The sequence below is a fragment of the Pseudomonas sp. NPDC089407 genome (assembly GCF_044900445.1).
Classification (GTDB): domain Bacteria; phylum Pseudomonadota; class Gammaproteobacteria; order Pseudomonadales; family Pseudomonadaceae; genus Aquipseudomonas.
This window is the reverse complement of the sequence record NZ_JBJDNB010000019.1, coordinates 99,792-119,853: the sequence shown is the minus strand read 5'-3', so window position 1 is coordinate 119,853 and position 20,062 is coordinate 99,792. Positions and strand designations below refer to the sequence as shown.

The window sequence follows — 20,062 nt, the reverse complement described above, 5'->3', positions numbered from 1 at the left end:
TGGCCATTGTGGGAGCGGGCTTGTCCCGCGAAGAAGGCAACCCTGTGTCTGGCACCGGCTTTGCCGGTGTTCGCGGGACAAGCCCGCTCCCACAAATTTCGCTAAATCAATAAGTTAGAGTTTGTTCTATGAGAGCTGGCTTGTCGTGGCGACGAACCGCGGCGATGGGCCGCAAAGCGGCGCCCGGATAGAACTCAGTGCCCGCCCAGATAAGCGTTACGCACTTCCTCGTTGACCAACAACTCCTGCCCGGTCCCGGTCATGCGGATCTGCCCGTTGACCATCACATAGGCCCGGTCCGACAGCTTCAGCGCATGGTTGGCATTCTGCTCCACCAGGAAGATGGTCATACCCGTCTTGGCCAGCTCACGCAGCGTCGAGAAGATCTGCTTGACCACGATCGGCGCCAGCCCCAGCGACGGCTCGTCCAGCAACAGCAATTTCGGCCGGCTCATCAGCGCCCGGGCAATCGCCAGCATCTGCTGCTCGCCACCTGACATGGTCATGGCCCGCTGGTTACGCCGCTCTTTCAGCCGCGGGAACAGTTCATACATACGCTGCATGTCTTCGTCGGCATGCTTGTCGCCAATGGGGATGGTACCCATCATCAGGTTTTCCTCGACGGTCATGTCGGGGAACACCCGGCGCCCTTCCGGCGACTGAGCGATGCCGTTGGAAGCAATGTAGTGCGACGACTTGCGGGTGATGTCGGTGCCGCGGTACACGATCTGCCCGGAGGCCGCCCGCGGCTGGCCGAAGATCGACATCAGCAGGGTCGATTTGCCGGCACCGTTGGCGCCGATCAGGCTCACCGTTTCGCCTTCATTGATGTGCATCGAAACCTTTTTCAGCGCCTGGATCGGGCCGTAGAACACGTCCAGGTCCTTCAGCTCGAGAATGGGTGCAGTCATACCAGTTCCTCTTCGTCGGCACCCAGGTAGGCGGCAATCACCGTCGGGTTGTGGCGGATGTCCTGCGGCGCACCTTCGGCAATCACGTTGCCGTGGTCCAGCACCACGATATGGTCGGAAATGCTCATGACCATGCCCATGTCGTGTTCGATCAGCACCACGGTGATGTCGTGCTCGTCACGCAGCACGCGGATCATGCGGCTGAGCGCCTCGGTTTCCTGCGGGTTCAGGCCCGCCGCCGGTTCGTCCAGGCAGATGATCTTCGGCCGCGTGCACATGGCCCGGGCGATTTCCAGGCGGCGCTGCTGGCCGTACGACAGCTCGCCGGCCAGGCGGTTGGCACAGTCGACCAGGTCGACCACTTCCAACCAGTAGAAGGCGTGGTCCAGCGCATCGCTTTCGGCCTTGCGGTAGGCCTTGGTATTCAGCACCCCGGCCAGCAGGTTGCGGTTGACCCACATGTGCTGAGCCACCAGCAGGTTTTCCACCACCGACATTTCCTTGAACAGGCGAATGTTCTGGAAGGTGCGCGCCAGGCCTGCACGGTTGACCAGGTGGGTACCACCGAACATCTTGTAATACACGCGGTTGGCAAAGCGTGCCGGCGACACGAAGTCGGCCGCCTGGAACCGCTCGCCGAGCAGCTGGATGACATTGGTGTGGCTGCCGCGCACGTTCAGCTCGATGCGCCCGCCACTGGCCTTGTAGAAGCCGGTCAGGCAGTTGAACACCGTGGTCTTGCCGGCGCCGTTGGGGCCGATCAGGGCAAAGATCTGGTTGCGCTTGACCCTCAGGCTGACGTCGCTCAATGCCTTGATGCCACCAAACTGCATCATCAGGTTATCGACCGAAAGAATGATTTCGTCGCTCATGGCGCCACTCCTTTGCGCGGGGTCACACCGGTACGGCTGATGCGGATCAGCCCACGCGGTCGCCAGATCATCATCAGCACCATCAGCACGCCGAACAGCAGCACGCGGTACTCGGAGAAGCTGCGCAGCAGCTCTGGCGCCACGGTCAGCACGAACGCCGCGATGACCACGCCCACGGTCGAGCCCATGCCACCCAGCACGACGATGGCGAGGATCAGCGCCGACTCGAAGAAGGTGAACGACGATGGGTTGACGAAGCCTTGGTAAGTGGCGAAGAACACCCCGGCCAGACCTGCGGTGGAGGCACCCAGGGTAAACGCCGAGAGCTTGACAAGTACGTGGTTCAGGCCCATCGAACGGCAGGCGATCTCGTCTTCGCGCAGCGCTTCCCAGGCACGGCCAACCGGCATGCGGGTCAGGCGGTGCTTGATGTACAGCACCGCCAGCACGACCAGGAAAAGCACCGCGTAGATGAACACGAACTTGAGGTTGGCGTTGTATTCAAAGCCGAAGAACTCATGGATCGGCACCCCGCCGTCCTTGGCCCGGCGGCCGAATTCCAGGCCGAAGAAGGTTGGCGAAGGCGCCGGCATGCCGTTGGGGCCACCGGTGAACGACAGCCAGTTGTTCAGCACTAGGCGAATGATTTCGCCAAAGCCCAAGGTCACGATCGCCAGGTAGTCACCGTGCATTCGCAACACCGGGAAGCCGAGGATGCACCCCGCCAGCGCTGCGGCGATGGCCGCCAGCGGCAGCACGCTCCAGAAGCCCAGGCCGAGGTACTGGTAACCCAGCGCCAGCCCATAGGCGCCGATGGCATAGAACGCCACGTAGCCCAGGTCGAGCAAGCCGGCCAGGCCGACCACGATGTTCAGGCCCAGGCCCAGCAGCACGTAGATCAGGCCGAGGATGACCACGGTCAGCAGGTACTTGTTGGCGAAGATCGGGAAGACGATGGCGACCACCACCAGCGCCGGGATGATGTAGCGCAGGCGCGACACGTAGTTCGGCGCGCGCACGTGCACGCCCGAGCCGCCGCTATCGAAGCCTTCCAGCATGCGCCGCCCCGCGGCTGTCTGCAGGTACAGGCTGAGCAGGAAGCGCCCGAGCATCACCCCGCCGACCAGCCACGCCACACGCCGCGGCTCGGCATTGAAGGTGTAGCCGTCGAGCACCACGCCGACGACCGGGCCAAACACGATGAGTGCCAGCAGGCCGGCGACGATGGTCTCCAGCAAGCTGCGTTTAAGGTCGAAACCCTTGTGGGTTTCGCTTACAGCGGCAGTTTTGGCAATGGACATGTTCACACCTTAGCCACGAGCGGGCGACCCAGCAGGCCTTGTGGGCGGAAGATAAGGATCATCACCAGCAGCGAGAAGCTGAATACGTCCTTGTAGTCGGAGTTGATCAGGCCAGAGAACAGCGACTCGGAAATGCCCAGGATGATCCCGCCGAGCATGGCGCCAGGCAGCGAGCCGATACCGCCAAGCACCGCAGCGGTGAACGCCTTGATACCGATGATGAAGCCTGCGTAGAAGTCGAAGGTGCCGTAGTTCATGGTGATCAGCACGCCGGCCAGGGCCGCCATTACCGCACCGATGACGAACACGTAGGAGATAACCCGGTCGGTGTTGATGCCCAGGATCGAGGCCATCTTGCGGTCTTGCTGGGTAGCACGGCACATGCGGCCGAGCTTGGTGTACTTGATCACATAGGTCAGCAGGCCCATGCCGACGAAGGCTGCCACCAGGATGAAGATCTTGGTGTAGGTCAGTTGCACGAAGCCGGTGCCGACCTCGACGCGCATGGCGCCTTCAAGCAGGGTGGGCACGCCTTGCTGGCGGGCCCCCTGGCTGATTTGCGCGTAGTTCTGCAGGATCAGCGAAATGCCGATGGCACTGATCAGCGGTGCCAGGCGGGTGGAGTTACGCAGGGGCTTGTAGGCGATGCGCTCGATGGTGAAGCCGTACACGCCGGTGACGACGATGGTGAACAACAGCGTGCCCAGCATCAGCAGGGGGAACGACTCGACGCCAAAATAGGCCAGCAATGCCAGGCTGATCGCCGCAAGGTATGCAGAGATCATATACACCTCGCCGTGCGCGAAGTTGATCATGCCGATGATGCCATAGACCATTGTGTAGCCGATGGCGATCAGGCCATAGACCGACCCGAGGGTCAGGCCATTGACCAGTTGCTGCAGGAAAATACCATCCATAACGCAATCTCACCTGATTGAGATTGCACGAGCGCCGACCACGGAGCGGGCCACCGGAGCGGGGCCCTCGCAGCGCAGAACTGTGCAGATCTACGAATAAAGACAGGTACAGCGGGGCTTAGGCCCGGGTATCAGCCCGGGCCGCGGGCCGTTATTATTTTTGTTTTTCCAGCTGGTGGTATTTACCGTCCTTGTCCCACTGGTAGACCACGTAGTCGGACACGGTCAGGTCGCCTTTGCTGTCCCACTTCTTCTCGCCCATGACGGTCTGCACCGGGTTAGCCTTCAACCACTTGGCAGCGTCTTCGCCTTTGTTCGACTTGGCGCCGTTGAAGCCAGCGGCCAGGGCCTGTAGCGAGGCGTAGGCGTACAGGGTGTAACCTTCAGGCTCGGTACCGTTCTTGCGGAACTCCTCCACCACCGCTTTGCTGTCTGGCAGCAGGCGTGGGTCGGCGCCGAAGGTCATGTACACGCCGTCGACGTACTGCTTGCCGCCGGCAGTGGACACCAGTTCGTCGGTGACGATGCCGTCATCGGACATGAACTTGACGTCCTTCAGGCCCTGCTCGCGCAGCTGGCGCACCAGCGGGCCGGCTTCCGGGTGCAGGCCGCCAAAGTAGACCACGTCGGCACCGGTGGAACGGATCTTGGTAACCACGGCGCTGAAGTCTTTCTCGCCACGGGTCAGGCCTTCGTACAGCACAGGCTTCACGCCACGTTTTTCCAGCTGCGCCTTGGTCGCGTCGGCCAGGCCCTGGCCGTAGGTGTCCTTGTCGTGCAGTACCGCGACCTTCTTGCCCTTGAGCACGTCGACGATGTAGTCGCCGGCGACGATGCCCTGCTGGTCGTCACGGCCGCACATGCGGAACATGGCGCTCAGGCCGCGCTCGGTAACCTGCGGGTTGGTGGAGCCCGGGGTGATGGCGATGACGCCCGCCTCGTCATATACCTCGGACGCCGGGATGGTGTTGGAGGAACAGAAGTGACCGACCACACCGATCACCTTGTCCTGGTCGACCAGGCGGTTGGCCACGGCCACGGCCTGCTTGGGTTCGCAGGCGTCATCGCCTTTGACCAGGACGATCTTCTCGCCATTCACGCCACCGGCGGCGTTGATCTTGTCGGCCGCTGCCTGCGCACCTTTCATGTACTGCTCGCCAAACGCTGCGTTGGCCCCGGTCATGGGGCCCGCTACACCGATCTTGACGTCGGCCTGAACATACGAAGAAACACCCAGTGCCGTAGCTACGGCCAGAGCCAGGAAACCTTTCTTGTAAAACGTCTGCGACATGAGGTGGTGCTCCTAGAGTTTTTTTTGGTTGGCACTACAACTTCTCAGCCCTGTGCTCAGAGCAAGGGCCGTGCCATAGGTTTTGTCTTCCGGGAAAACACACTGTGACGGGCACCAGCAGGCGACCGACGGCCTTTTCTTTATTGAGCGTGCAACCGTCTGCCACGCGGCAGGCGCCACCACACGTACAGACAAGGAGCAACCGTCGAGTGCCATCATTGCAACCCTGGCAAGTGTTTACGTGCAACCGCCCTGTAACAGCCGACGTCACCGAACTGCACACCGTTGGTGCGCGACTGCTACAGGCAGCACTGTTTCAAGGCTAGCTGGTGCGCGGAAAAACACGCGGATTTGGCAGTTCCGGCCTCTTCGCGGGTAAACCCGTTCCTACAAGGCCCCCACTGAGCTCAAGTGCGGTGCAGACTTGTAGGAGCGGGTTTACCCGCGAAGAGGCCAGCCCAGACACAACAAGGTCGAAAAGGCTGGCACAATGTCCGCCATTCGCCGCTTCCGGAGCCCCCTTGATGAGCGAGAGCGCATTCGCCGAGCGCATCGTGCACAACCTGCTCGACACCGACTTCTACAAACTCACCATGATGCAGGGCGTGCTGCACAACTACCCGGACGCCGACGTCGAATGGGAATTCCGCTGCCGCAACGGCGAGGACCTGCGCCCCTACCTCGGCGAGATCCGCAACCAGCTCGAACTGCTCAGCGACCTCACCCTCGATGATGGGCAGTTGGGTTTCCTTGAGCGCATCAGCTTCCTCAAGCCCGACTTCCTGCGCTTTCTGCGGTTGTTCCGCTTCAACCTGCGCTACGTGCGCATCGGCATCGAGAACGAACAACTGTTCCTGCGCCTGAAAGGCCCCTGGCTGCATGTGATCCTGTTCGAAGTGCCACTGCTGGCGATCATCAGCGAAGTGCGCAACCGCCAACTGCACCCGCATATGCGTTTGGCCGAGGCGCGCGACCAGCTGTACCGCAAGTTCGACTGGCTGCGCGCGCATGCCAGCGACGATGAGCTGGCCGAACTACAGGTGGCCGACTTCGGCACCCGCCGGCGTTTTTCCAGCCGCGTGCAGGAAGAGGTGGTGCGGGTGCTGCGCGACGACTTCCCGGGCCGCTTCGTCGGCACCAGCAACGTCGACTTGGCATGGAAACTGGATATCAAACCGCTGGGCACCATGGCTCATGAATGGATCATGGCCCACCAGCAGCTCGGCCCGCGGCTGATCGACAGCCAAATCGCCGCGCTGGACTGCTGGGTGCGCGAGTACCGCGGCCTGCTCGGCATCGCCCTGACCGACTGCATCACCATGGATGCCTTCCTCGGCGATTTCGACCTGTACTTCGCCAAGCTGTTCGACGGCCTGCGCCACGACTCGGGCGAGCCGGTGGCGTGGGCGGAAAAGGCCATCGCTCACTACCAGAACCTGGGTATCGACCCGATGACCAAGACGCTGGTGTTTTCCGATGGCCTGAACCTGACCCGCTCGCTGGAAATCTTCCGTGCCCTGCGCGGTCGCATCAATGTCAGCTTTGGTATCGGCACCAACCTCACCTGCGACATCCCGGGTGTGGCACCGATGAGCATCGTGCTTAAAATGACCGACTGCAACGGCGCACCGGTGGCCAAGATTTCCGACGAAGCCGCCAAGACCCAGTGCCGCGACGAGAATTTCGTTGCTTACATGCGTCATGTATTCAAAGTCCCCAGCAAGGAGTAACCCATGCAAGCGGTTCAGCAAGAGATTGCCCAGGCGCTGAAGGTCCAGCCGCCGTTCGCCGACGCTGCAGCGCTAGAGGCCGAAGTCGCCCGGCGCGTGGCGTTCATCAAGGGCTGCCTGGCCAACGCCCGGCTCAAGACCCTGGTGCTGGGCATCAGCGGCGGCGTCGACTCGTTGACCGCCGCCCTGCTCGCCCAGCGCGCCGTCAACGAATTGCGCGCCGAAACCGGCGACCAGGCCTACACGTTCATTGCCGTGCGCCTGCCTTATCACGTACAGCATGATGAGCATGATGCCCAGGCCTGCCTGGACGTGATCAAGGCTGATGAAGTGCACACCATCGACATTGCCCCGGCAGTTAAAGCGCTGGCGGCTGAGACCGAGGCATTGAAGGGTGGCTCGCCCAGCTTGGTGGACTTTGTGGTGGGTAACGTGAAGGCGCGCATGCGCATGGTCGCCCAGTACACCATCGCCGGCGCCCGTGCAGGGCTGGTGATCGGCACCGACCACGCCGCAGAGGCAGTGATGGGCTTTTATACCAAATTCGGTGATGGCGCGTGCGACCTGGCACCGCTCAGCGGGCTGGTGAAGAACCAGGTGCGGGCGATTGCGCGCAACTTTGGCGCGCCGGAGTCGCTGGTAGAGAAGGTGCCGACCGCGGACCTGGAAGACCTGGAACCGGGCAAGCCGGACGAAGCGTCGCATGGCGTGACTTACCAGCAGATCGACGCGTTCCTGCACGGGTTGCCGGTTGATCAGGCAGCGTTCGACACCATCGTCGCCACCTACCGCAAGACCCAGCACAAGCGCGAACTGCCGTTCGCCCCTTGATCAGGCTACCAAGGCAGTAGAAAAACCTGTGGGAGCGGGTTTACCCGCGAATGCGATGGCGAATCCACCGACGCATTCGCGGGTGAGCCCGCTCCCACAGAGTACGGCGTCAGGCTTCGATTACTTGACGACAACCTTGCCCTTCATCATCGAGATGTGGCCCGGGAAGGTGCAGAAGAAGCTGTAGTCACCACCGGCTTCCAGCTTGGTAGCGTCAAACTTCACTTCGGTTTCTTTCTCTGGCGCGCCGATCATTTTGGTGTGGGCGATGATCGCGGCGTTGTCAGCCTTGATGTAGTCCTTGTCCAGACCCTGGCTCATGCCTTCGGTGGCAATGCCCTGCATGTCGGCAGTCTTGCTGATCACCAGGTTGTGGCCCATGACGTTCTTCGGCAGGTTGCCGGAGTGGGTCAGTTTGACGGTGAATTCCTTGCAGCTCTTGTCGACGGTGATTTCCTTGGTATTGAAGGACATCTGGTCAGTCGAGTCGACGGTGACCGAGCACTCGGCGGCGAAGACAGAAGCGCTGGCGAGGGTCAGCAGGGATACCGCTACAGCTTTCGCAAACATCATGAATCTCCTTGGCAGGGTTTTATCAATTGCGAGACTGCCTGAAACCGTTCAGCCCCTTGCTGATATGGGTCAAGGGGGTGTCAAGTGGCCAGCCAGTTGAATTGTTCAATGGATTGTATACAACCAATCTAAGGGCACATCATGCCCTTTTATTAGACGATGGGACAACCTCTCATTTAGGAGCAATACCAAATGCCCATCTCCCGTTTTCTCAACAGCCTGCTCGCCGCCTACGCCCACGGCGCCACGGGCGCCATCTGCGAGTTCTCCCGCCCGGAATGAACGCGACCTTGGAAGCGACCGGCAGGCACCGTACCCTGTTCACCTGAGTGACAGGAGATGAGCAATGCCCGTACGTTCCGTTTGTGTGTTCTGTGGTGCCAGCATCGGCAGCAACCCCGCCTACCGTGAAGCGGCGGTCGCGCTTGGCCAGGCCATCGCCCGCCGTGGTCTGACCCTGGTGTATGGCGGTGGCGCGGTCGGCTTGATGGGCGTGGTGGCCGACGCGGCCATGGCAGCCGGTGGCGAAGTGGTCGGGGTTATCCCGCAGAGCCTGCTTGACGCTGAAGTCGGCCACAAAGGCCTGACGCGCCTGGAAGTGGTCGATGGCATGCATGCACGCAAGGCCCGCATGGCCAAGCTGAGCGACGCGTTCATCGCCCTGCCGGGTGGGCTGGGTACGCTGGAAGAGCTGTTCGAAGTGTGGACCTGGGGGCAACTGGGCTATCACGCCAAGCCGCTGGGGCTGCTCGATGTGAATGGCTTTTACGACAAGCTGGGCGGGTTCCTCGACCATATCGTCGAAGAGGGCTTCGTGCGGCCGCAGCACCGGGCGATGTTGTTGCTGGAACAGCAGCCGGAGCAGCTGCTGGACGGGATGGACCGCTTTATTGCGCCGGTGGCGCCGAAGTGGGTCGACAAAAAGCCTGACTGAGGCTGATATTTTTGGGACCGCTTTGCGGTCCATCGCGACACAGGGCCGCTCCTACACCGACCGCGATCACCCGGAATTGTCGGGTTTGCACGGCCAGTGTAGGAGCGGCCTTGTGTCGCGATGGGCTGCAAAGCAGCCCCAAAGATCGCCCCGTTAACGTGGAATAACTGGCTGACGCGGCTTCTTGCCCTTGCCGCCACCGCCTTTAGCCGCTTCCTTGCGCTCCTTGGCTGCCTGCTGGTTACGCGCAAACGCATCAGCCTTGGCCTTTTCACGCTTGTCCCACGGCTTGCTGCCATCGCTCGCACGCGGCGGCAGGCCGGTGTGCTGGGTCAGGATCTTCTGCTCCTTGCCCACCTTGTGGCTACCCGCCGGTGTCGAGTTCTTGCGACGCGCGCTCTGGTAGGTATCGGTCTGCGGCTGGTGCAGCGGGATTAGCTGGTGCTTGCCCGGCCCGATCAGGTCGGCACGCCCCATACGCTCCAGCGCCTCACGCAGCATCGGCCAGCCCTTCGGGTCGTGGTAACGCAAGAACGCCTTGTGCAGGCGGCGCTGCTCTTCGCTCTTGACAATCTCCACCCCTTCGCTCTTGTAGGTCACCTTGCGCAGCGGGTTCTTGCCCGAATGATACATGGCCGTGGCCGAGGCCATCGGCGACGGGTAGAACGCCTGCACCTGGTCGGCACGGAAGCCGTTGCCCTTCAGCCACAGGGCCAAGTTCATCATGTCTTCGTCGGTGGTGCCCGGGTGCGCCGCGATGAAGTACGGGATCAGGTACTGTTCCTTGCCCGCCTCTTTCGAGAACTTCTCGAACATGCGCTTGAAGCGGTCGTAGGTACCGATACCCGGCTTCATCATCTTGTCCAGCGGGCCACGCTCGGTATGCTCAGGGGCAATTTTCAGGTAGCCGCCAACGTGGTGGGTAACCAGCTCCTTGACGTACTCCGGCGATTCCACTGCCAGGTCGTAGCGCAGGCCCGAGGCGATCAGGATCTTCTTCACACCCGGCAAGGCACGGGCCTTGCGGTACAGCTCGATCAGCGAACTGTGGTCGGTGTTGAGGTTCTCACAGATGCCCGGGAATACGCACGACGGCTTGCGGCAGTGCTTCTCGATCTCGTGGCTCTTGCAAGCGATGCGGTACATGTTGGCGGTCGGCCCGCCAAGGTCGGAAACCACGCCGGTGAAGCCCGGCACCTTGTCACGCATCTCTTCGATTTCGTGCAAGATCGACTCGTGCGAGCGGTTCTGGATGATGCGGCCTTCGTGCTCAGTGATTGAACAGAAGGTACAGCCGCCAAAGCAGCCACGCATGATGTTCACCGAGAAACGGATCATCTCGTAGGCCGGGATGCGCTCCTTGCCATAGGCCGGGTGCGGAACACGCGCGTACGGCATGCCGAACACGTAGTCCATTTCCTCAGTAGTCATGGGAATGGGTGGCGGGTTGAACCACACGTCCACTTCGCCATGCTTCTGCACCAGCGCACGGGCGTTGCCCGGGTTGGTTTCCAGGTGCAGCACGCGGTTGGCGTGGGCGTAGAGCACCGGGTCGTTACGCACCTTTTCGAACGACGGCAGGCGGATGACCGACTTGTCGCGGGTCATGCGCGGGCTGTCGAGAATCTGCACCACCTTGGCTTCGTTCGGGTCTTCCTGGTCGCCCTTGGCCTGCTCGATGGCGCAGGCCTGGGTGTCCTGGGTGTTCACGTACGGGTTGATGATCTTGTCGACGCGGCCCGGGCGGTCGATGCGGGTGGAGTCGATCTCGAACCAGTCTGCGGGGGTGTCACGGCGAATGAACGCGGTGCCACGCACATCGGTAATGTGTTCGATTTTCTCGCCCTGGGCCATGCGCTGGGCCACTTCGACGATGGCCCGCTCGGCGTTGCCGTACAGCAGGATATCCGCGCTGGCGTCGATCAGGATCGAATGGCGGACCTTGTCCTGCCAGTAATCGTAGTGGGCGATGCGGCGCAGCGAAGCCTCGATACCACCCAGCACGATCGGTACGTGCTTGTAGGCTTCCTTGCAACGCTGGCTATACACCAGGCTGGCACGGTCCGGGCGCTTGCCGGCCAGGCCACCCGGGGTATAGGCGTCGTCGGAGCGGATTTTCTTGTCTGCGGTATAGCGGTTGATCATCGAGTCCATGTTGCCCGCGGCCACACCGAAGAACAGGTTCGGCTCGCCGAGCTTCATGAAGTCGTCTTTGGACTGCCAGTTCGGCTGGGCGATGATGCCCACGCGGAAGCCCTGGGCTTCCAGCAGGCGGCCGATGATGGCCATGCCGAACGACGCGTGGTCGACGTAGGCGTCCCCGGTCACGATGATGATGTCGCAGGAATCCCAGCCGAGCAGATCCATCTCCTCCCTGCTCATTGGCAGGAAAGGTGCTGGCCCGAAGCATTCGGCCCAGTACTTGGGATAGTCGTAGAGTGGTTTGGCTGCTTGCATGTCAGTGACCGGTTCTGATGTACAGGGAAATCGCGGGCGCGGAATATAGCACAAATTTTGACCAAATCCGACTGGATTCGTGGGGATTGGTGGGTGGGGCGATGGTTGGTGGGTGGCTGGGGTGCCAGGTGGTTGGCTTGGGGTTGTGGTGGGTTGGCAGGTGTTCGACTCAGCATATGCAGCGCCGGTGAGATCGAGCGCCGCCCGCGCGGCGCTTCGCGGGGCAAGCCCGCTCCCACATCTGTTTCGGGCCAGTTACTCCTGCCTCCTCCGCACTCGCACCCTGGGTGCATGGCTGGACATTGCAGAAAAGCAGCGGCGACACCTTCAATATCGAATGGGACAGACAAGGGGGCGCGCGCCAATGGCACAGGCGGGACTGGCCCGAAACAGATGTGGGAGCGGGCTTGCCCCGCGAAGCGCCGCGCGGGCGGCGCTCGATCTCATAGGCGCTGAAACTGTTGCGGCGAACACCTGGCAGCCTTCATGCAATCTAAAGCCAACCCTTCACTGCCTCATCCCCAATTCAGCATCATCCATCAACGCCTTGGCCATCGCACTCAGGTAATGGGCAGCCCAGATCATCATCGGTTTCTCATCCATCAACCCGGTGATGGTCAACTCGCGCACATACCCCATCAACTCTGAAGACTGCTCGCGGGCGTCCCGGCACGGGATACCGGGTTCGATGCGGAATAGCGGGTGGGTACCGTTTTCCCCTTGGTAGAACGTGGTCTTGCCGACGGTGAATTGGGTGTCTTCTGTTGTCATTGTTCAATCCCCTGATGATTCTTGGCTGCCTGGGCCGGCCTCTTCGCGGGTAAACCCGCTCCTACAAAGACCACCGCAGGCCCTGCCATGTGATGACCGTTGTAGGAGCGGGTTCACCCGCGAAAGGGCCAGCCCAGGCGACATATCACTGACGCCTTACAGCAGGCATCCGCCCTGCATCGGGCTATCTTTAATAAAAGGGGGATCGTTGGGCGGATCGGGGACAATCTTGATCATGGCGTAATCTCGTCTGATTCCGAAAAAACCGCCACAACATCACTTGCATTTAATGGGTGGCGGCTACGTACGGGTCTGCAAGACCGGACAGACGATAAAACCGGCAGATCCGAGGATCTCCCGTACGCAGCCACCATTGACCGAAACTGCCGACTGGCAGCAATCCGGATAGCGGTAGTAATCGTCTGCGGGCTTGCAGGCCCGGTCGCTGCTTGGGCAACGACAGCGCCAGACTAGGCCGCCCGGAAAACCACCGCAATGGCGCAAAGGCGGTTGCAAGCTATTTCAGAAACGGCCTACACGCAACGGGAAAAAGCTGATTATTTCTTGGTAATCAGCTCAAGAAGCGTAGCGTGCCCTGTGACGGTTTCGCCTTAACACCAACCAATGGCCGACGGGTATATGACGACAGTTTAGTTGCCCCTATGAGATTCAGGCAGGCCTCAAAAGCAAGGAAGATTGCCCACAGGAAAACCTGAGCTTGCTTGGCTCACGATGACAGCGCTGCCCCTGCTGAGCGATCGCAATCCCGTGAGATCTTTACTGAATGTTTAGCCTATCCAACCCTCAGAAAAGGCTAACCGGCTAATTATTAGTGCTTTTCTCTTTATTTCTTAAGAATTGTAGGAATCGACCTCCAAAACTTGGTAAAAAATCCTACTTCAACTTTCCCCAAGAAATCACAAGCAGATCTTGAACAAAGAAAAAAACAAGTGATACAACAGTGACGCGCTGAAAGGCGCACTCAAATCAACTTTATAGGAGCACTAGCCATGGGACGTCGTCGTTCTGAAATCAACACTCTGCAGATCCCTCGCGTGATGAACTATGCATTCACCGAGTCCGAAGTTGAGTTCCTCAACCTGCTGTAAGCGATAAGCCAGAAGGGGCTTAGCCCCTTCTGGCCCTACCAAGGAGCAGAAAATGATTACCGAACGCGAGTTGAATATAGAAGAGGCTTACAATCGCCTGACAAAGCTGCATCATCACCTAGGGCTTCATTCGAAAACAAAGCTATCAAAAAATAACAGCTTGGTCGCCACTTGCCACTTATACGACAAGGCCTACAAAGAAGTTTCTTGCGGAGCAGGAAAAGGGGAGCATTGCGAGCTAGGAGCCCTGGCCGAGAGCCTAGAGCACTACTTCGTCGACAAGAGCACTCCACCGCTCATCGAAAGCGACGAGATCTTGCAGTCGATAGCCCCATTTGACGATTGGCTCCTTAAATCCATACCCCCTGACTGCCGAATACCTTGTTTCAATCTTCAGGCATTGAACAGCTTCCACGAAATAGCTATCCCCGCGATATTGATAGCCCCCTCCTCCAGAAACATTGATGAGATCGAAAAGACCGCAGCAGGCTTTCTTTCCAAATATGCGACCAACTCTGGTACAGCACTTGGTTGTACGGAGAACGAGGCTCTTCTCCATGCCATCAATGAAACTATCGAACGCCACGCCCTCTCTATGTACTACCTATCACTTTGCGGCCTGACTTCCCCACTCAAACTTTACCAGCCCACGAACTCTTTCCTGGAAGAAACATTCGCCCATGATACCGAGCTTCTCCGCCGATCAAAGAAACTAGAAATATACTTGACTCACGATTTCTACGAAGTTCCATTTTGCATAGCTGTTTCTCGTAGTAAAAAAGAAGGCTCACTCAGCAGTATAGGTTCCGGTAGCTCCATCAACCCGTCCATTGCAATGTACCGTGCCGTAACGGAGCAGATTCAGTGCGAGCAGCTTTCTGGCGCCACAGAAAAACAAGAAGATCTCGCTGCTGAAAAAATGCTTGCTCACTCAACCCGCCTTTCGGCACTGCTACACCCATGTCCCACATATGCTGTACCCGCTTTCCACCCTCCGCGTACCGATCTCAGCGTACGCGGGCAAGTCAAGCGGACACTGATCAACCTGGAGAAACAAAATATGGCCGCATTCTATCGCACACTTTATGAACACCCGAATCTCGCTACGGTGGTTCAGGTGTTCATACCCGGACTGGAACGCTTCCACCTGATCAGATCAGGCATTCCAGTCGCGCCACAGAGTGCACTCAAAGGCATAAGGCAATGACATGCATAACTATCGAGGAATCCTCGCCGCCCTAAGCGCGACACTAATCCTGAAAATCGCGACCGTCGTACCCGCTCTAGTCTTGGCCGACATCATTGACAACTTGTCCACCTCAACCGCGTCTTCCCAGCTTCTGCTCGGAGCTTTCATATGCCTTGTAGCATTACAAGCCTCAATGACCCCTTTGCAAGCCTGGTGCCTGGCGCGGCTCTGCCAGGAACGCGTGAAGCAACTTTCCATCCGCTGGTGCCGCGCATTGCTGGACAAGCGCTTCGAGGCCTATGGACAACTCCATGGCGGAACACTGGTAAAAGTGCTGGATAGGGGCATTACCGCACAAGAGCGGTGGTTAGGCTTTCTGATTGGCTCGGCATGGCCGGTGCTGGCCGAAGCTGCAGTGCTGATAACGCTCTTTGCATACCTTGGGGCTACTTCGGTATTGATCGGCCTCATCCCTTTGAGCCTGGCCTACCTGTGGGCCAATGATCGCCTGGTGCGCTGGCGCCGGCCACACATCGAGGCAGTGAACGCGCGCGAGGATGAACTGGCGGAACAATGGGTGGATACCTTCGCCAGCGCGGCAACGGTCAAACTGGAAAAGGCCGAGGATGCGGCGATGCTCCCGGTCAACCAGACACTTTCGCACTATGCCGACTCAGCAGTGCGGGTAGCTCACAGTGGGGGTTGGATTCAGGGCCTGCGCACTCTGTTCATAGGCCTGGGCAGTGGCGGCCTGCTCATGTGGGGTATCCATGATCAGGCTCTGGTAACACCGCAGTTGAGCCTGGGCGAACTCGTTGCTCTCTTCACCTTGGTGAGCGGATTGCTGGCAGGGGTTGCGCAACTGGCTGAGGCCTGGCGATTGCTAGACCAGTTTCGGCTAGACAAACGCAAACTCGAGCACTGGCTTCAGCTCCCCTCGTTCGGCCCGTCATGCACTACTGAGACGAAGTCCCACGACAACGACGCAGGACTGAGCATCGCCCCGTGCCAGTTGAGCGCTCGAGGTACTGTACAACTGCAAATCGAGGAACCTTTGGTACTGCTCAAAGGAGAACGGGTCGCGCTGATCGGACCAAGCGGATGTGGTAAATCGACACTTCTGCATGCACTGGCAGGAACGGTATTCCAATTGCGCAAGCATGTTCGCCTGCACGGAAGGTGCCTGGCAGGGCTCGAAGCTTATGAGCAGTTCAGTCGTTTACGGCTCTGCCCTCAAGATGCGCACTTCATACCGGGTCCACTACCACGCGCGGTGCTGTTTGAGCATGCGCATGAAAGGGCTCAAGTTGAAGGATGGCTTGAGCGATTGAGCCTGAGCAAAGACTGGTACGAACTTGATCTGGATGCGCGTGCAGAATCGATTTCGGGCGGCGAGGCGCGCAGGTTGACGCTGCTACGCCTTCTTAATCAGCCTGGGGAATTCAATTTCTTTGACGAACCCACAGCCGGGCTCGATGCCGCATCGGCTGAGCGTATCTGGGACCTGTTGTTCGAAGCATTTAAAGGGCGAGGGCTTATTTGCGTGACGCATGATCAAAGCGCACTGTCGCGGTTTGACCGGGTGATCACCCTGAGCGAGGGGCAGATCATCAGCCAAGAGCAAACGAACATCGCTCAGAACCCCGAGCTAGCAGGCGCACCGCACACCTTGTAGGAGCGGCCTTGCGTCGCGATGGGCTGCGCAGCAGCCCCAGCACTTTTTGCATCTGCGCTGAAATCCTGGGGCTGCTCTGCAGCCCATCGCGACGCAAGGCCGCTCCTACAGGGGGCCCTGCTAGCTCAATGGTTTATTCATCATCATCGAAGTTGTACATCCCCGGCGCCAGGTTCTCAAAGCGGGTGTACTTGCCGATAAACGCCAGGCGCACGAAGCCGATCGGGCCGTTACGCTGTTTACCGATGATGATTTCCGCCACGCCTTTGTGCTCGGTCTCCGGGTGGTACACCTCGTCGCGGTACACGAACATGATTACGTCGGCGTCCTGCTCGATTGCACCGGATTCACGCAAGTCGGAGTTCACCGGGCGTTTGTTCGGGCGCTGTTCCAAGGAGCGGTTCAGCTGTGACAGGGCGATGACCGGGCAGTTGAATTCCTTGGCCAGGGCCTTGAGCGAGCGGGAGATCTCGGAAATTTCGTTGGTCCGGTTGTCACCGGCTGAACCCGGGATCTGCATCAGCTGCAGGTAGTCGACCATGATCATGCCGATTTCACCGTGCTCACGCGCCAGGCGACGGGTACGTGCACGCATTTCCGACGGGCTGATGCCGGCGGTATCGTCGATGAACAGCTTGCGGTCGTTGAGCAGATTCACCGCCGAGGTCAGGCGCGGCCAGTCATCGTCATCCAGCTGGCCGGAACGCACCTTGGTCTGGTCGATACGGCCCAGCGACGAAAGCATACGCATGATCAGCGATTCACCTGGCATCTCGAGGGAGAACACCAGCACCGCCTTTTCGCTGCGCAGTACGGCGTTTTCCACCAGGTTCATGGCGAAGGTGGTCTTACCCATCGACGGACGCCCGGCGACGATGATCAAGTCGGCCGCCTGCAGGCCGCTGGTCTTCTCGTCCAGGTCGGTGTAACCGGTTGAGATACCGGTAATGTCGCTGTCGGAGTTGAACAGCGTGTCAATGCGGTCGATGGCCATGGTCAACAGGTCATTGACCCCTACCGGGCCACCGGTTTTTGGCCGGGCCTCGGCAATCTGGAAGATCTGCCGCTCGGCATCATCGAGAATTTCTGCAGCGTTGCGCCCTTGTGGGTTGAAGGCGTTGTCGGCGATGTCGGTACTGATGCTGATCAGCTGGCGCAACGTGGCCCGCTCGCGAATGATCGCGGCGTAGGCCTTGATGTTGGCCACCGACGGGGTGTTCTTGGCCAGCTCAGCCAGGTACGCCAGGCCGCCGATTTGCGACGACAGGCCTTCCTTGTCCAGTTGCTCGTGCAGGGTCACCACGTCGAATGGCTGGTTGGCGTCGGCCAACTTGTGCACGGCACGGAAGATCAGGCGGTGGTCATGCCGGTAAAAATCGCCATCCGACACCTGATCCAGCACCCGCTCCCAGGCGTTGTTGTCCAGCATCAGGCCACCGAGTACGGCCTGTTCGGCCTCGATGGAATGCGGCGGCACCTTCAGGGCTGCGGTTTGCAGGTCAAGCTGTTCGGAATGGGTAATCTCGTTCATGGCCACGAAAGAATTCTGGAGGACGAAAAAAACAAAGGGCACGGCCTGTAGAAAACAGGACCGTGCCCGATGTTAACCGCCTGGCCCGCAAGGAGCCAGCCAGTCAGCGCAGCTTAGGCAGCTACGACGACCACACGTACAGTGGCTTCAACGTCGCTGTGCAGGTGCACGGCTACGTCGTATTCGCCAACCTGACGGATGGTGCCGTTCGGCAGACGAACTTCAGCTTTGGCCACTTCAACGCCGGAGGCGGTCAGGGCGTCAGCGATGTCGTGGGTGCCGATCGAACCGAACAGCTTGCCTTCGTCGCCAGCGGTGGCAGTGATGGTCACTTCCAGCTCGGCCAGTTGGGCAGCGCGGCTTTCAGCCGACGATTTACGGTCTGCAGCTGCTTTTTCCAGCTCGGCGCGACGCTCTTCGAACGCAGCCAGGTTGGCGGCGTTGGCAACGGTGGCCTTGCCGAATGGCAGCAGGAAGTTACGGCCGTAACCAGCCTTAACTTTTACTTTGTCGCCCAGGTTGCCCAGGTTAGCGACTTTTTCCAGCAGGATCAGTTCCATTTGGTAAAACCTCTTAACTTTTAACCTTCACCGTTCGCGGAGTCATTCCCCTTGGGGGACTTGCGACCGCGAAAATCAATCAGGCTGTCGACAATGGCCAAAACCACCAGCAACGGATAAATCAGCTGCATGATCAGCGGCAACGTCACGTACATGCCCACCAGCCAGAAACCAGCCAGTCGGCCCTGTGCCACCAGCCCGTGCATCAAGGCGATGCCGGCCAGCACCAGTACCAGGCTGGAAGCCGATGCCAGGATGATGAACTGCGGGCCGATAAACGGCGCCACCACCATCACTGCCACCAAGACCGCCGTGGTCTGTTTCGGCAACTTCAGTTCGCGAAACTCGCGACCGAAGCCTCCAGGGTTGTACAACGCTGCCTGCCAGTAGCGCCCCAGCATCAAAGCCAGAACGCTGAACAATTGCACCGTCACTGCTGTGGAAGCGACCAGCACAGGGCGGATCAGCTCACCGGAGAGCACCGGTTGCCCGTCGACCTTCGGCATGGCTTCGGCAAACGCCTTGGCCAGCACATCGAAGGTTTGCGCCAGCGCCAGATCAAGCACGAGGCTGAAAGCCACGGCGAACACGGCACTGGCGAGCAACACCCGGCTCCAGGGATGCTCGGCACGCAACATGGCGGCCAGGGCCAGGGCACCCGCAATCACCATAAAGGTGATGGGATCGCCCATGACCCACACGGCCAACCCGGCCAGCAAGCCGCCAGCGATGACCGATGTAGCATCCTTGAACCCGCGCCGCAGCAGCACAAGGCTGCCGGCAGCGGCACTCAACCAGAACAGCAGCGGCAGTACCGCGCTGATGACCACCACGAGGGTGGCCTGCACACGACCGCGCATGATGAAACTTGCTAACGCTCGCATGCTAATCCCTTACTGCTTGTCGACGACCCGGTCTCAGCGGCCGTGGCTGTCGGTGTAGGGCAGCAGGGCCAGGAAGCGGGCGCGCTTGATAGCGGTAGCCAGCTGACGCTGATAACGAGCTTTGGTACCGGTGATACGGCTTGGAACGATCTTGCCGGTTTCGGATACGTAAGCTTTCAGGGTGTTGAGATCTTTGAAGTCGATCTCTTTCACGTCTTCAGCAGTGAAGCGGCAGAATTTACGACGACGGAAGAAACGTGCCATTTAATAGGCTCCTCTAAAGGTCCGTGGATTACTCGTCAGCGTTATCGCTGGAGTCGCTGTCATTGCTGTCATCGCCTTCGGCGGAGTCAGCATGCTCAGGACGCTCGCGACGCTCACGGCGCTCGCTGCGGTTCTCTTCAGCCTTCAGCATCTCGGACTGACCGGTAACGGCTTCGTCGCGACGGATGACAAGGTTACGGATAACGGCATCGTTGTAGCGGAAGTTGTCTTCCAGCTCGGCCAGGGCCTTGCCGGTGCACTC

Annotated in this window: 19 protein-coding genes; 6 read left to right on the top strand and 13 right to left on the bottom strand. The window is 59.8% G+C overall.

The window, feature by feature from the left end:
* Positions 1 to 194: 194 nt before the first annotated feature.
* The 5 genes from ACI2KG_RS16485 to ACI2KG_RS16465 all read right to left on the bottom strand — a co-directional run bounded on the left by ACI2KG_RS16485 (position 195) and on the right by ACI2KG_RS16465 (position 5,292).
* Positions 195 to 911, bottom strand: a complete 717-nt coding sequence (locus tag ACI2KG_RS16485) for an ABC transporter ATP-binding protein (protein WP_400612069.1) — start codon at positions 909 to 911, stop codon at positions 195 to 197.
* Positions 908 to 1,783, bottom strand: a complete 876-nt coding sequence (locus tag ACI2KG_RS16480; protein ID WP_404662577.1) for an ATP-binding cassette domain-containing protein — start codon at positions 1,781 to 1,783, stop codon at positions 908 to 910. Before ACI2KG_RS16480 ends, ACI2KG_RS16485 begins: the two co-directional genes overlap by 4 nt.
* The gene (gene livM, locus ACI2KG_RS16475; protein ID WP_400612073.1) at positions 1,780 to 3,084 is read right to left on the bottom strand and encodes a high-affinity branched-chain amino acid ABC transporter permease LivM; all 1,305 of its coding nucleotides are present in this window, start codon (positions 3,082 to 3,084) and stop codon (positions 1,780 to 1,782) included. Before livM ends, ACI2KG_RS16480 begins: the two co-directional genes overlap by 4 nt.
* A 2-nt stretch (positions 3,085 to 3,086) precedes the next feature.
* Positions 3,087 to 4,001 (bottom strand): ABC transporter permease subunit, encoded by a 915-nt coding sequence (locus tag ACI2KG_RS16470; protein ID WP_014592581.1) that lies wholly within the window; start codon positions 3,999 to 4,001, stop codon positions 3,087 to 3,089.
* 154 nt (positions 4,002 to 4,155) lie between these two features.
* The gene (locus ACI2KG_RS16465; RefSeq protein WP_400612076.1) at positions 4,156 to 5,292 is read right to left on the bottom strand and encodes a branched-chain amino acid ABC transporter substrate-binding protein; all 1,137 of its coding nucleotides are present in this window, start codon (positions 5,290 to 5,292) and stop codon (positions 4,156 to 4,158) included.
* 524 nt (positions 5,293 to 5,816) lie between these two features.
* On the opposite strand from ACI2KG_RS16465, the gene pncB reads away from it, so the two are divergent.
* Both pncB and nadE read left to right on the top strand, forming a co-directional pair.
* Positions 5,817 to 7,022: a nicotinate phosphoribosyltransferase gene (gene pncB / locus ACI2KG_RS16460; protein ID WP_404662576.1), complete on the top strand. Its 1,206-nt coding sequence runs from the start codon at positions 5,817 to 5,819 to the stop codon at positions 7,020 to 7,022.
* Between the two features lie 3 nt (positions 7,023 to 7,025).
* Positions 7,026 to 7,853, top strand: a complete 828-nt coding sequence (gene nadE / locus ACI2KG_RS16455; protein ID WP_404662575.1) for an ammonia-dependent NAD(+) synthetase — start codon at positions 7,026 to 7,028, stop codon at positions 7,851 to 7,853.
* 120 nt (positions 7,854 to 7,973) lie between these two features.
* On the opposite strand, the gene azu is transcribed toward nadE, so the two are convergent.
* Positions 7,974 to 8,423, bottom strand: a complete 450-nt coding sequence (gene azu, locus ACI2KG_RS16450) for an azurin (protein WP_025752457.1) — start codon at positions 8,421 to 8,423, stop codon at positions 7,974 to 7,976.
* A 349-nt stretch (positions 8,424 to 8,772) separates the two neighbouring features.
* On the opposite strand from azu, the gene ACI2KG_RS16445 reads away from it, so the two are divergent.
* Entirely contained in the window at positions 8,773 to 9,360 is a 588-nt protein-coding gene (locus ACI2KG_RS16445) for a TIGR00730 family Rossman fold protein (RefSeq protein WP_404662574.1), read from the top strand.
* A 153-nt stretch (positions 9,361 to 9,513) separates the two neighbouring features.
* Here ACI2KG_RS16445 and ACI2KG_RS16440 read toward each other — a convergent pair whose 3' ends face one another.
* Positions 9,514 to 11,817, bottom strand: a complete 2,304-nt coding sequence (locus ACI2KG_RS16440; protein ID WP_404662573.1) for a YgiQ family radical SAM protein — start codon at positions 11,815 to 11,817, stop codon at positions 9,514 to 9,516.
* Positions 11,818 to 12,324: 507 nt separating this feature from the next.
* Positions 12,325 to 12,588 (bottom strand): DUF3077 domain-containing protein, encoded by a 264-nt coding sequence (locus ACI2KG_RS16435; RefSeq protein ID WP_404662572.1) that lies wholly within the window; start codon positions 12,586 to 12,588, stop codon positions 12,325 to 12,327.
* A 1,010-nt stretch (positions 12,589 to 13,598) separates the two neighbouring features.
* Between ACI2KG_RS16435 and ACI2KG_RS16430 the strand changes: the two genes are divergently transcribed.
* Genes ACI2KG_RS16430 through ACI2KG_RS16420 form a run of 3 tightly spaced genes read left to right on the top strand, consistent with a single transcriptional unit; the run spans position 13,599 to position 16,561 of the window.
* The gene (locus ACI2KG_RS16430) at positions 13,599 to 13,697 is read left to right on the top strand and encodes an alginate O-acetyltransferase (protein ID WP_400612086.1); all 99 of its coding nucleotides are present in this window, start codon (positions 13,599 to 13,601) and stop codon (positions 13,695 to 13,697) included.
* Positions 13,698 to 13,749: 52 nt separating this feature from the next.
* Positions 13,750 to 14,904, top strand: a complete 1,155-nt coding sequence (locus tag ACI2KG_RS16425) for a YcaO-like family protein (RefSeq protein ID WP_404662571.1) — start codon at positions 13,750 to 13,752, stop codon at positions 14,902 to 14,904.
* Position 14,905: 1 nt separating this feature from the next.
* Positions 14,906 to 16,561 carry an ATP-binding cassette domain-containing protein gene (locus ACI2KG_RS16420; protein WP_404662570.1) on the top strand — a complete coding sequence of 552 codons (1,656 nt, stop codon included), beginning with the start codon at positions 14,906 to 14,908 and terminating at the stop codon, positions 16,559 to 16,561.
* A gap of 133 nt (positions 16,562 to 16,694) precedes the next feature.
* On the opposite strand, the gene dnaB is transcribed toward ACI2KG_RS16420, so the two are convergent.
* The 5 genes from dnaB to ACI2KG_RS16395 all read right to left on the bottom strand — a co-directional run.
* Positions 16,695 to 18,092 (bottom strand): replicative DNA helicase, encoded by a 1,398-nt coding sequence (gene dnaB, locus ACI2KG_RS16415; protein WP_400612092.1) that lies wholly within the window; start codon positions 18,090 to 18,092, stop codon positions 16,695 to 16,697.
* 113 nt (positions 18,093 to 18,205) lie between these two features.
* On the bottom strand, positions 18,206 to 18,652 hold the full coding sequence (gene rplI, locus ACI2KG_RS16410) for a 50S ribosomal protein L9 (protein ID WP_012316464.1): 447 nt from the start codon (positions 18,650 to 18,652) through the stop codon (positions 18,206 to 18,208).
* 20 nt (positions 18,653 to 18,672) lie between these two features.
* Positions 18,673 to 19,536, bottom strand: coding sequence for a hypothetical protein (locus ACI2KG_RS16405; RefSeq protein ID WP_400612096.1), 864 nt, complete (start codon positions 19,534 to 19,536; stop codon positions 18,673 to 18,675).
* Between the two features lie 33 nt (positions 19,537 to 19,569).
* Positions 19,570 to 19,800 (bottom strand): 30S ribosomal protein S18, encoded by a 231-nt coding sequence (gene rpsR, locus ACI2KG_RS16400; protein WP_003249563.1) that lies wholly within the window; start codon positions 19,798 to 19,800, stop codon positions 19,570 to 19,572.
* Between the two features lie 28 nt (positions 19,801 to 19,828).
* Positions 19,829 to 20,062: 30S ribosomal protein S6 (locus tag ACI2KG_RS16395; RefSeq protein WP_404662569.1), on the bottom strand; the 234-nt coding region annotated here is incomplete at its 5' end.

Bases quoted from the DNA above. Each gene is read 5' to 3' on its own strand.
- ACI2KG_RS16485 (WP_400612069.1), bottom strand. From the start codon at position 911: ATGACTGCACCCATTCTCGAGCTGAAGGACCTGGACGTGTTCTACGGC.
- ACI2KG_RS16480 (WP_404662577.1), bottom strand. From the start codon at position 1,783: ATGAGCGACGAAATCATTCTTTCGGTCGATAACCTGATGATGCAGTTT.
- livM (WP_400612073.1), bottom strand. From the start codon at position 3,084: ATGTCCATTGCCAAAACTGCCGCTGTAAGCGAAACCCACAAGGGTTTC.
- ACI2KG_RS16470 (WP_014592581.1), bottom strand. From the start codon at position 4,001: ATGGATGGTATTTTCCTGCAGCAACTGGTCAATGGCCTGACCCTCGGG.
- ACI2KG_RS16465 (WP_400612076.1), bottom strand. From the start codon at position 5,292: ATGTCGCAGACGTTTTACAAGAAAGGTTTCCTGGCTCTGGCCGTAGCT.
- pncB (WP_404662576.1), top strand. From the start codon at position 5,817: ATGAGCGAGAGCGCATTCGCCGAGCGCATCGTGCACAACCTGCTCGAC.
- nadE (WP_404662575.1), top strand. From the start codon at position 7,026: ATGCAAGCGGTTCAGCAAGAGATTGCCCAGGCGCTGAAGGTCCAGCCG.
- azu (WP_025752457.1), bottom strand. From the start codon at position 8,423: ATGTTTGCGAAAGCTGTAGCGGTATCCCTGCTGACCCTCGCCAGCGCT.
- ACI2KG_RS16445 (WP_404662574.1), top strand. From the start codon at position 8,773: ATGCCCGTACGTTCCGTTTGTGTGTTCTGTGGTGCCAGCATCGGCAGC.
- ACI2KG_RS16440 (WP_404662573.1), bottom strand. From the start codon at position 11,817: ATGCAAGCAGCCAAACCACTCTACGACTATCCCAAGTACTGGGCCGAA.
- ACI2KG_RS16435 (WP_404662572.1), bottom strand. From the start codon at position 12,588: ATGACAACAGAAGACACCCAATTCACCGTCGGCAAGACCACGTTCTAC.
- ACI2KG_RS16430 (WP_400612086.1), top strand. From the start codon at position 13,599: ATGGGACGTCGTCGTTCTGAAATCAACACTCTGCAGATCCCTCGCGTG.
- ACI2KG_RS16425 (WP_404662571.1), top strand. From the start codon at position 13,750: ATGATTACCGAACGCGAGTTGAATATAGAAGAGGCTTACAATCGCCTG.
- ACI2KG_RS16420 (WP_404662570.1), top strand. From the start codon at position 14,906: ATGCATAACTATCGAGGAATCCTCGCCGCCCTAAGCGCGACACTAATC.
- dnaB (WP_400612092.1), bottom strand. From the start codon at position 18,092: ATGAACGAGATTACCCATTCCGAACAGCTTGACCTGCAAACCGCAGCC.
- rplI (WP_012316464.1), bottom strand. From the start codon at position 18,652: ATGGAACTGATCCTGCTGGAAAAAGTCGCTAACCTGGGCAACCTGGGC.
- ACI2KG_RS16405 (WP_400612096.1), bottom strand. From the start codon at position 19,536: ATGCGAGCGTTAGCAAGTTTCATCATGCGCGGTCGTGTGCAGGCCACC.
- rpsR (WP_003249563.1), bottom strand. From the start codon at position 19,800: ATGGCACGTTTCTTCCGTCGTCGTAAATTCTGCCGCTTCACTGCTGAA.